The 9,684-nt window shown below is 63.2% G+C and carries 7 protein-coding genes and 2 pseudogenes; 6 read left to right on the forward strand and 3 right to left on the reverse strand.

Going from position 1 to position 9,684, the window contains the following annotated elements:
* Positions 1–1,562 (reverse strand): annotated as a pseudogene (locus tag EN935_RS11265) (hypothetical protein); the annotation flags it as partial.
* A 95-nt stretch (positions 1,563–1,657) separates the two neighbouring features.
* On the opposite strand from EN935_RS11265, the gene EN935_RS11270 reads away from it, so the two are divergent.
* Together EN935_RS11270 and EN935_RS11275 are read left to right on the forward strand one after the other, a co-directional pair.
* Positions 1,658–2,125: a peroxiredoxin gene (locus EN935_RS11270; protein WP_126069342.1), complete on the forward strand. Its 468-nt coding sequence runs from the start codon at positions 1,658–1,660 to the stop codon at positions 2,123–2,125.
* A 144-nt stretch (positions 2,126–2,269) separates the two neighbouring features.
* Positions 2,270–3,574: a M23 family metallopeptidase gene (locus tag EN935_RS11275; protein WP_127265223.1), complete on the forward strand. Its 1,305-nt coding sequence runs from the start codon at positions 2,270–2,272 to the stop codon at positions 3,572–3,574.
* An 82-nt stretch (positions 3,575–3,656) separates the two neighbouring features.
* Here the strand turns inward: EN935_RS11275 and EN935_RS11280 are convergent, their stop codons facing one another.
* Together EN935_RS11280 and EN935_RS11285 are read right to left on the reverse strand one after the other, a co-directional pair.
* Positions 3,657–4,664: an amidohydrolase gene (locus EN935_RS11280; RefSeq protein WP_127265224.1), complete on the reverse strand. Its 1,008-nt coding sequence runs from the start codon at positions 4,662–4,664 to the stop codon at positions 3,657–3,659.
* Positions 4,651–5,829, reverse strand: a complete 1,179-nt coding sequence (locus EN935_RS11285) for a M24 family metallopeptidase (protein WP_109669821.1) — start codon at positions 5,827–5,829, stop codon at positions 4,651–4,653. Before EN935_RS11285 ends, EN935_RS11280 begins: the two co-directional genes overlap by 14 nt.
* A gap of 220 nt (positions 5,830–6,049) precedes the next feature.
* Here EN935_RS11285 and EN935_RS11290 point away from each other — a divergent pair, with 220 nt between their 5' ends.
* The 4 genes and pseudogenes from EN935_RS11290 to EN935_RS11305 form a co-directional block, all read left to right on the forward strand.
* The gene (locus EN935_RS11290) at positions 6,050–7,216 is read left to right on the forward strand and encodes an ROK family transcriptional regulator (RefSeq protein ID WP_109669563.1); all 1,167 of its coding nucleotides are present in this window, start codon (positions 6,050–6,052) and stop codon (positions 7,214–7,216) included.
* Positions 7,213–7,977, forward strand: coding sequence for an ATP-binding cassette domain-containing protein (locus EN935_RS11295; protein WP_109669560.1), 765 nt, complete (start codon positions 7,213–7,215; stop codon positions 7,975–7,977). Before EN935_RS11290 ends, EN935_RS11295 begins: the two co-directional genes overlap by 4 nt.
* A 39-nt stretch (positions 7,978–8,016) precedes the next feature.
* On the forward strand, positions 8,017–9,057 hold the full coding sequence (locus EN935_RS11300) for a sugar ABC transporter substrate-binding protein (protein WP_057145852.1): 1,041 nt from the start codon (positions 8,017–8,019) through the stop codon (positions 9,055–9,057).
* A 150-nt stretch (positions 9,058–9,207) separates the two neighbouring features.
* Positions 9,208–9,684: pseudogene (locus tag EN935_RS11305) on the forward strand (ABC transporter permease); the annotation flags it as partial.

Below are 9,684 nucleotides of genomic sequence, written 5' to 3' on the forward strand. Positions count from 1 at the left end.
ATCTGGAAGCGGCCGAACACCTCGTCGGCGGACAGCGGCACGCCGTTGCCCAGACGGCCCGGCACGACCTGGAACTGGAGGTTGGCGTCGACGACGCGGCCGCCGAACAGATTGGCCAGCACCCACAGCCGGGCGTTGCGCGCTGAAAACCATGGCCACAGCTGCTTGACGTGAGAGACCTGCATGTTGTGGATGTTGAACGCCAGATTGATCCCCGGCGCCTTGCCGTCGACGAACGCCACGGCGGCGGTGCCGAGCACCTCGCCGGAGGCAGCGGACCGAAGCGCGATCTGCTCGACGACCAGTCTGTGGCTCACCGTGTTGTAGACACCGGCAATCCGGGCGAGGAAGGTGAGCGCTGGCTCAGGCGACTCCGAAGGTGCCAGCGACGAACCGTCGCTGGTCAGATCGTAGCGATAGGACGGCTCCTCACCCGCCGCTCCGGTTGCCGGTTTCGGCCCGATCGAACCAGCGAAATCGAATGTCGAGCGGCCGGTCTTCAACAGCAATCTGTCGACCTGGACCTTGTTGCTGCCGGCAACCAGCGTCGCATTGACATCGACGTTGGCCGGAAGCAGCCCACGCGTGCCGAGATCGAGGATCGAGCCCGTCGATGACAACGCGGCCGTGAGCCGCGATGCATTCACGCCGAACCCTTCCGATCCTGTCAGTTTCAGCGTGACCGCGCCCAACTTGCCGGCAGCGGCCGTCGTGTCACCGGCATCCGCCAGATCGATGCTCGCATCCAGCGCCGTGACACGGTGCGCCGCGATATCGCGGGTGGCGGAAGCTGCAACGGTAACCGTCCTGCCGTCGACATCCGCCTTGGAGGAAAACTGCATGCCGCCCGGTCCCGACTGCACGACGGTGGCGTCGGTTATCTTGAAGAGCTTGATCGCTGCGGTTTCGGGCAGCACGAATTCGACATTGCGAAGATCGATCTGGCGCAGCGAATCTTCCCGCACGGCATCGAGTGCCCGGTTGACGTTTCCGAACACCGCAGTGGACAGCTTCTCCGGATCGATGAGGCCGTCCTCATTGCGCAGCGCGGCGGTCCAGTCGCCGCCTGACGGCATCGCGGCGACGACAATGTGGGCATCGGAGATCCTGGCGCTGGTCAGCCGCACATCGCCCCACAGCAGCGGGACCAGGCGCACGCCAAAGCGCACGCGGCCGGCATCGGCCATCGGCTTGCCGTCTGATGTCTTCAGGCTGACGTCGCTGACCTGGAGCGCGACGAAACTCGAACTGTCGAGCGTGATGCGGGCAGGCCCGACCGCGACATTGACATCGACACCGGCCAGTTTCTCAAGAGCCGTTTCCGCCTCGGTACGAAGCCGGTCGGCCCCGATGCCGGAGGCACCAACCAGATAAACGAGCACGGCCGCCAGCAGCACAAGAGCGACCAAGCCGGCAAACAGCCGCGACAGCATGCGAAAGCCGCGCCCGATCGACGCCTGACCGAGCGGCGGCACGCGGCAGGCGGACGGAAAGGCCGCCAGGTCGGTGATCTCATCACGCCTGAACCGGATCTTCTCGTGCTGCGGTTGCTCCTGATCCACGCAATTTTCCGTTGTACGAACTCGATCGTGGACGAATCCCCGTTCGACACTATATCGGTGTGGCTTGGCGCGTAACCACAAACAAGGGCATCGATATGGCTGACCTCGACGTAGGCGATCTGGCGCCGCAATTCGATCTGCCCCGCGATGGTGGTGGGTCGCTCAGCCTCGCTGCCTCGTCCGGAAAACCCGTCGTCCTCTATTTCTATCCTCAGGACGACACGACGAGCTGCACGCAAGAGGCAATAAGTTTTTCGCAGTTGAAGCCGGAGTTCGAGAAGGCCGGTGCCGTCGTGATCGGCCTCTCACCTGACAACGCCAAAAAGCACGACAAGTTCAAGTCGAAATACAATCTCACCGTCGACCTCGCCGCCGACGAGGAGCGCAAGGTGATCGAAGCCTACCATCTGTGGGTCGAGAAATCGATGTACGGCCGCAAATACATGGGCGTCGAGCGCGCGACGTTCCTGATCGGCCGCGACGGGCGGATCGCCAGGATCTGGCGCAAGGTCCGGGTCAAGGGCCATGCCGAGGACGTGCTCGAGGCCGTTCGCGCCCTTTGAGGTTTTGCCGGCACGGCTGACTCCCTACAACCCTACGCCCGTCTGGCGGGCAATCGCCGCCAGCAAGCCGGCGCCGCAAGCCTTTGTTAACCCTAATAATGTGTAATCGAGCTGTCGTGGTGTCGTAACCGAAAGCTTGGTCCCGTGAACGCAACCGGTCAGTCAGCAGTCTTCGGCAGGCGCAAGGAGCCCCATACGGTCATCATCGCCCGGGGCAACGAGATCAGGCACTTCACGATCCGCCCCTGGCTCGTGGCCTTTATTGGCTCGGCGCTCGCTGCCATTGCCATCGGCTACCTCATGGCCACCTCCTATCTCGTACTGCGCGACGACCTGATCGGCGCCACCACGGCGCGGCAGGCGCGCATGCAGCAAGCCTATGAAGACCGCATTTCGGCGCTTCGCGCCCAGGTCGACCGTATCACCAGCCGCCAGTTGCTCGACCAGCAATTGATGGAAACCAAGGTCAGCGAACTGCTTGAACGCCAGAGCCAGCTGAGTCAGCGCCACGGCCGGCTTGGCCCGCTGCTTGAACGCGCCGAGAACGAAGTCGGCGCGGCGCCGGCCGAAGATCCGGCAGCGGTTGCGAAGCCGGACAAACGCGCCGAAGTGACCGGCAGCATCGCCCCACCTGCGCAGAGCTATGCGGTCGCCAGCCTGAGCGCCGACCTCGGCTCCGGCGACACCAGGCCGTTCTCGCTGTGGTCGACGCGCTCCGATCCGCTGCCCAACGATTCAGCCGCGGATCGTGCCGACAAGCTGTTCGTCTCGATCAACCAGTCGCTGAAATCCATCGAGAGCGACCAGCTCACCCGCATCAGCACGCTTGCCGACAACGCCTACAAGAGCGCCGACGCGATCACCCAGGCGCTTCAAGCAGCCGGGCTGCCCGTCGACAGCGACTTCGGCAAGGGCGATAGCGATGTCGGCGGACCGCTGATCCCACTCGACAGTTCGATGATGTTCGACAGCAAGGTCAAGGAGTTGGACGAAGCGCTTGACGCGCTCGACCACCTCAAGAAGGAAGCGCGCCAGCTGCCGCTCACCAATCCGGCGCCGGGCCACTCCGTCACCAGCCCGTTCGGCGTGCGCACCGACCCTATCCTCGGCACCGCAGCACTCCATTCCGGTATGGATTTCAGGGCGCCGATCGGTATGGCCGCAAAGGTCACGGCGCCCGGCATCGTCACCAAGGCAGGTTGGAACGGCGGCTATGGCCGCATGGTGGAAGTCGACCACGGCAATGGCTTTGCGACGCGCTACGGACATCTCAGCGAGATCGACGTGACCGTGGGCGAGAAACTGGACGCCGGCGCCGTCATCGGCAAGACCGGCAGCAGCGGCCGCTCGACCGGCCCGCATTTGCACTACGAGGTCCGCCACAATGGCGAAGCCATCGATCCCCTGCGCTTCCTGACTGTCGGCAAGAAGGTCGCCCAGTATCTGTAGGCGATTTCGGGATTCTGCTCGATGCGGCCGATGGCCGATCGTGGCCGTTGATGGACCATGAGCGGTTTCCACCGTCCGTTGGTCAGTTTTCCCGGTGCATCGACAGAAACGAGGTCGCTGCCGAAACCAGGGTGGCCGCGCCGACCTTCAAGGCGGCCTCATCGACGCGAAACCGGGCATGGTGAAGCGGAAACACCGATCCGACCGCCTCGTTGCGGATGCCGAGCCGGAAGTAGACCGACGGACACTTCTCGCTGTAGTAGCCAAAGTCGTCCGCGATCGTCCATCCAGGCGTGTTGAGAACATTGTCAACCCCGATGCAGGCCTTGGCACTGGCGACAATCAACTCCGTCATCTCGACGTCGTTGACGACGCCGGGTTCGCCCTTGTGGATGTCGAGCTGCACACTGGCGCCGTGGGCCGTTGCTATTGCCTCCAATATCGCACGAACATGCGCGGCCGAGCCGGTGACGAGAACATCAAATGTATCGCAGGCCAGAGTATAAGGGCCGGAACTCACGGCGATCTTGCCGGTCGGCGTGTACGGATCGACGTGGACGCAGATGGCGGCGTCGATGTCGTCGAGAAGCCCCTCCTCCACCACCCGCTTGCCGCCCGACGGTTCGTCTTCCTCCGCCGGCTGGAAGAACAGGCGGACGGTTCCGCCAAAGTCGTCCCTTGACTGGTGAAGATGGGCGGCGACCGCAAAGGCCATCGATGCGTGCGCATCATGGCCGCAGGCATGCATCACACCTGGGTTCATCGATGCGAATTCGACACCGGACTCCTCCTCGATCGGCAAGGCGTCGATGTCGGCGCGAATAGCCAGCTTTCGATTTGACGGCTTGCCGGTGCCGACAATGTCGACCGCGAGGCCAAAGCCCGCGACATCGCGAATGTCGGCAATTCCCTGATCCACCAGCATCTGCCTGAGATAACGCTGCGTGTTGGCTTCGCGGTTCGAAAGCTCCGGATTGCGGTGCAGATGGCGGCGGATCTCGATCATCCGGTCGAGAATTCCGGCATCGATATCGGTCGTGTCGGGATTCGCAGAACCGCTTGCCATGGCCGGACCCTCAGGATTTGACATGGATCTCTCGCGGGAACCTGGTCAGCGTCTCATGGCCGGTTTCGGTGACCAGGATGGTCTCGCTGATCTCGATGCCCCAGCCGTCCATCCACATGCCGAGGATGGAATGCACGACGTTGCCCGGTTCAAGCACAGTCTTGTCGCCCGGCCTGAGGCTGATCGTGTGCTCGCCCCAATCCGGCGGATAGGCGACGCCGATCGAATAGCCGATGCGCGACTCCTTCTTCAGTCCGTAGCGTTGAATGACCTTGCGCCAAGCGCCCTCGACCGCTTCGGCTGATGTTCCCGGCCTGACCGCATCGAGCACCGCATCCATGCCTTCGAGCACCGCTTTTGCCGTATCCCTGACATTTGTCGGTGTTTTGCCAAGCTGCAGGGTTCGCGCCAGCCCGGCGGCATAGCGGCGGCAGACGCCGGCAAGTTCGAGCGCAATCGTCTCGTTGTCCCCAAACCGCCTGTCGCTCCACATGATGTGCGGCGCGGACGCATTTTCGCCGCCGAGAATTGTCGGCGGCAGCGCGGTGATGTCACCCGCGAAGTCCGCACTACCGGCGATCTGCGCCGCCTGGATGGCGGCGATGGCATCGCACTCGCGAACACCCGGCGCGATCACTTCGAAGGCCCGCGTGACCGCTGCTTCGGCCAAGGTCGAGGCCTTGCGCAAATAGGCGATCTCGGGCGCCGATTTGACCGCTCGAATCCAATTCACCAGCAGATCAGCATCATGCCATTTTGCATTGGGCAGTCCGGCGACGAGCCGGGCATGCCCTTTCGGCGAGAAATAGTAGGCTTCGAGTTCGATGCCGATATGTCTGATACCCCAGCCCTTCGCGACGATCCAATTCGCGATCCAGTCCATGGGATGGCGATCGACGCGCTGAACGTGGTCTTCCGGGAAGCCAACCACGTTTTCCGGCTTCATCCAGGCTGTCAGAAGACCGCCGGCCGCATCCATGGCGCGCCCGATCCAGACCGGCTCGACCTCTTCGATTGGAACGAGCACCACCTGCGGCGTATAGAATGACCAGCCATCATAGCCGGTGATGTAATGCTGGTTGGCAACGTCGTTGACAACAAGGAGTTCGAGACCGCGCTTGGCCATCTCGGTACGGATCTTGCGCAGCCGCTGTTGGTACTCGTCGCGGGCAAACGGCAATTCGATCATCTTTGCTCCATGCTTTGTCGGATCAACGGTCGGGTTCGCCACCTTTGAAACGGTTTCGACAAGCCGGCAATCAGCCAGCGCGGCGCGTAGGCAGGTCCTGAGCAGGATGCGTCCTTTCACGGCCTTCCATGGATTCGGGTTTCGCCACCATTTATTTTTGAATTCCATTTGACTGAATAAATAAGCGGTGCCAAGTTACCCTCTCCAAGGGGCGCACGTCATGGCACTGCGGGGGACCAATCAGGAGTTCGGGCGGCCGTACAACCGGCGCATCGTGCTCGAGTCCATCCGCCTGCATGGACCGATCGCCCGCGGCGAGATTGCCCGGCGTGTCGGCCTCACCGTCCAGACCGTGTCGACCATCGTCCGCGAACTGGAAGACCAAGGCTACATCCTGTCGCTGCGCGAAGAGCCGAAGGGGCGCGGCCTGCCCCCGGCGACCCTGCGCATCAACCCCGAGGGCGGCTATGCCGTCGGCGTCCACATCACCCCGCTCGGCATCAGTGCCGCCTTGATCAATCTGAGCGGCGACGTAATCGAGAGCAACTATCGCGAAGCTCCGAACGCGGCGCCGGACCATGCCTTCGACCTGATCGGGGCGATGGTGATCGAATTGACCAGACTGCGGGCTGGCGGACGGGTGCTCGGGGTCGGCCTGGCCCTGCCCGGACCGTTCGGCGTCGAATCCATGAGTTTTGTCGGCCCGACCACCATGACCGGCTGGAAGGATGTGGCGCTGCGCGAGCGGCTGGCTGCCTCGACCGGATTGCCGGCCTTCTTTGAAACCGACATGGCGGCAGCGGCCATGGGCGAGCGCCTCTACGGCCTCGGCGCCCAGTTTTCCGAATACTACTATCTCTATTTCGGCGTCGGCCTTGGCGGTGTCATGGTTCATGACGGCGGCGCCTTGCGCGGCGCCTGGGGAAATGCCGGCGAGATCGGACACATTCCCGTCGTTCCCGGCGGCGAGGCTTGCCCGTGCGGCAACAGCGGCTGTCTCGAAAGATACCTCTCGCTCGAGGCGCTTCGGCGCTGGAACGGCAGCGAGGCCGATTGGGTGGCTGAAGTCGGCCCGATCTTCCACAATGCCGTCGCCATCATCGAGAACCTGTTCGACCCGGAGACGGTCATCCTCGGCGGGCTGGCATCCGCCGATCTGCTCGAACGGCTGGCTGGTTCGGCCGGCGGCTTGCACAACTCCGTTTCCGCACGGAAGGACCGCACGACGCCTCGAATTCTCGTCGCGCGCGGCGGGCAACATTCGGTGTTGCGCGGTGCTGCCGCCCTTGCGGTTTCGGGGGTGCTGTCACCCCGCTTCGGGCAGATGTTCGCTGCCGAACGCGAGCGCGAGCGCGACCTTCTCAAAGCCAGGGAGATTGCGGCATGAACGAACCCCTGCTGGTGCTCGACAACGTCACCAAGAACTATGGCGCGATCGAAGCGCTCAAGGGGATCAGCTTCTCGATCGGCAAGGGCGAGGTCGTGGCGCTGCTGGGCGACAATGGCGCCGGCAAATCGACGCTGGTCAAGATCATCGCAGGCGGACTGGAGCCGACCTCGGGCCGTATGCTGTTCGAGGGCAAGGAGTTTCTTGCCCGGTCGCCCGCCGAGGCCAAGGCGGCGGGCATCGAGACCGTCTACCAGGACCTGTCGCTGTGCACCAATGTCGACGTGGTCGCCAATTTCTTCATGGGCCGCGAGATCACCCGGAAGGTTCTCGGCATTCCCGTGCTCGACGAGCGCGCCATGGAAGCCGTCGTCGGAAAGGCGCTGGCCAGCGCCGGGACCCGCATTCCCTCGCTGCGCACCAATGTCGAGCATCTTTCGGGCGGCCAGCGGCAGGCCATCGAGCTGAACCGGTTCGTGCACTGGGGCGGCAAGCTGGTGCTGCTCGACGAACCGTTCGCAGCGCTTGGCGTCGAACAGACGCGGCGCGGCCTCGACATGATCCGCCAGGTGGCGAACCAGGGCATCGGCGTCGTCATCATCACCCATATCATGCAGCAGGCCTTCCAGGTCGCCGACCGGATCGTGGTGATCCGGCAAGGCGTCGTGGCCGGCGATGTCGCACGCAACAAAACAAGTCCCGATGCGGTGATCAACATGATCACCGGAGAGACGCTTGCCGGTGCCGGACCGGCGGGCTGAGGGACAAAAGAGGGGTCCGGCTTAAGAGGAGCGAACGACATGAAGCGAATACTTCTTGCTGTCTTCGGTATCCTGGCACTGGCCTTTGCCACGCTCACGCCGGCATTCGCCCAGTCCAAGGGTATCGTCTACTATATGGTGCCGACCCTGCTGGACGAGTTCCAGACCGGCTCGGTGAGCGCGCTGGAACTGTTCCTGAAGCAGACTGGCTACGAGATGAAGACGCTGAACGCCGACAACAAGACCGACGCCCAGCAGTCACAGATGAACGACGTCATCGCGCTGAAGCCGGCGGCGATCATCCTTGCCGCCGTCGATTTCAACGCACTGAAGCCGTCCATTGAAGCCGCCCGCGCGGCCGGCATTCCGGTGGTCGAGTTCGACCGCCAGATCACGTCGACGCCATCCGACTTCACCTCTGTCGCCGGAACGGTCGAGATCGGATACGTCGCCGCCGACCAGGCCGAGAAGCTGCTGAAAGCAAAGAACGGCTCGGTGAAGGGCAAGGTCCTGCAGGTGCTCGGCGACCCCGGCGACCCCTACACGCTCGACATCCAGAAGGGCTTTGAAGAGAAGATGAAGGCGTTTCCGGACGTCAAGATCATCTCGCTTCCGGCCATGCAGTGGGAAGCCAGCAATGCCGGCACCATCGTTGCCGACCAGATGCTGGCGAACCCCGACATCGATCTGATCTTCAGCCATGCCGCGCATCTTTCGGTCGCTGCTGTCGCCTCGCTCGAGGCCGCCGGCAAGAAGCCGGGCGACGTCATGCTGATGAGCTCGAACGGCGCTCCGGTCGGCCTCGACCTGATCCGCAAGGGCTGGCTCAACGTCGAAGTCGAGCAGCCGCTCTACGCGCAGGCCGCGGCTGTCGCCATGTTCATGGACAAGATCGCCAAGAAGGAAGAGATCAAGCCCGGCGAATACGACGTGCTCGGCCTGAAATCGACCGTCACCAAGGAAGCCTGGGGCCCGAACATCAAGATCCCGGGTGCCGCCATCACCAAGGAAAATGTCGACAACCCGGCCTTCTGGGGCAACCAGAAGCCGCCGACGGACACCGTCAAGTCGGTCGAATAGTCATTTGAAAGCGCTCCGGGCCGTAGCGGCCCGGAGCCTGCCCTTTCACAACGCCGCGTCCGAAGGGACGCCGTGGCGAATTTGAATCCGCGCCCGATCCTTGCGAAAATCAGCTTGATTTTCGGGGTCGTGCGCCAACCGGATCAGCCCATGAACCCGCGCACACGCATAGCCCTGGAGTTCGTTCTCGACAACCTCGTCTGGTTCATGTTGCTGTTCGTGCTGGTGGTCTTCTCGATCTTCGTCCCGAACTATTTCCAACTCGGTATCTTCGCCAACATCATCGAGGCGTCCAGCGTGCTCGGCGTCATGTCGATCGGCCTGGCGCTGGTAATCATCGCCGGTCACATGGACCTGTCGGTCGAATCCGTGGCAGCGCTCAGCGCCATGGCGGTCGGCATCCTGTTCTGCTCGTCCGGAATAGGGCTTGGCGTTCAATTGCATCCCGAATGGCTGATGGTTCCGGTGTCGCTGCTGCTGGCGCTGGCCGTCGGCGGCCTCATCGGCGCTTTCAATGGCTATCTGGTGGTCAAGGTGAAGATGAGCGCCTTCATCATCACGCTGGCGTCCTACATCTGGGTGCGTGGCCTCGTGCTCGTGATTTCGGGCGGCCGCTCGGCGCAGGAC

The organism is Mesorhizobium sp. M7D.F.Ca.US.004.03.1.1 (genome assembly GCF_003998635.1).
GTDB lineage: Bacteria > Pseudomonadota > Alphaproteobacteria > Rhizobiales > Rhizobiaceae > Mesorhizobium > Mesorhizobium loti.